Source organism: Vibrio sp. 1167 (genome assembly GCF_033340375.1).
Classification (GTDB): Bacteria; Pseudomonadota; Gammaproteobacteria; order Enterobacterales; family Vibrionaceae; genus Vibrio; species Vibrio alginolyticus.
This window is the reverse complement of record NZ_JAWOWK010000102.1, coordinates 1-1,108: the sequence shown is the minus strand read 5'-3', so window position 1 is coordinate 1,108 and position 1,108 is coordinate 1. Positions and strand designations below refer to the sequence as shown.

The 1,108-nt window shown below is 47.8% G+C and carries 1 protein-coding gene; it reads left to right on the top strand.

Annotation, left to right across the window (positions count from 1 at the left end; all coding sequences use genetic code 11):
- Positions 1-76: 76 nt before the first annotated feature.
- On the top strand, positions 77-1,108 hold a 1,032-nt coding region (locus R7Z78_RS24675), incomplete at its 3' end, for a lamin tail domain-containing protein (RefSeq protein WP_169643765.1).

The window sequence follows — 1,108 nt, the reverse complement described above, 5'->3', positions numbered from 1 at the left end:
TAAACCTGATAGTAGACGCAAATGGTAGGCTCTGATCGGCGCTTAGTTTGCATTTAAATAAATATCAGGTACGACAATGGACACGTTAATCAAACCCTCAATACTTGCATTAACCATCGCCAGTGCGCTTAGCGCTAACGCGAATGCAGAAATTATCATTTCCCAGTACGTAGAAGGTGGCTCGTATAATAAAGCGGTCGAGATCGCGAATACCGGTGATGCCGCAGTCACGCTAACAGGTTATGAGCTAGCGAAATCATCTAATGGTGGTGGAACTTGGGGCAGCAAGATCGATTTGAGCCAAGTGACGTTGCAAGCGAAGCAGGTGTTTGTTCTGGCCCATGGCGATGCCAGCGATGCGATTAAAGCAGTGGCTGACCAGACCGATAAAAACGTGGCGAACTTTAATGGTGACGATCCTCTCGCACTATTAAAAGATGGTGAAGTTCACGACATGGTCGGCGTGATGGGTGGTGTAGCATTTGGCAAAGACGCCACTTTGGTACGTAACGGTGACGCACTGACGCCTTCTGCGACTTTCCAATCTTCTCAATGGACAACGTTAGCAAAAGACAACATTGATGGCTTGGGCGAGCTGAACGCAGCTGAGCCACCTGCAGCATTTGTGTGTGAAGTGGATGGCCACGCGCCAACGTTCACATCCATTCAAGACATTCAAGGTGAAGGTGCTTCTTCGCCATTTATCGATGGTTACCCATACATTACGACAGAAGAGCATTTTGTTACTGGTGTCGTGAGCGCTGTTACTAGCGGTTTGACGAAAGGCTTCTACCTGCAAGCTATCGAGAACGATAACAACGATAAGACGTCAGAAGGTCTATTTATTCATACGAACGCCGCCGATACGGAGCTAAAGCCTGGTGACGTAGTTTGTGTGAAAGGTAAGGTTCAGGAGTACTACAGCAATACTCAGCTTTCTTCTGACGCAACCAGCTATGTAAAAACTGGCACGTCAGACACTCCATTGGTGACGCCGCTTGTGATCAAAGAAGGCGAAACTCTGCGTGATGCGTTAGAGCGCCATGAAGGGATGCAAGTGACGCTGAACTCAGCCAGTGATTTGTTTGTTACTCGTAACTTCTCTTAC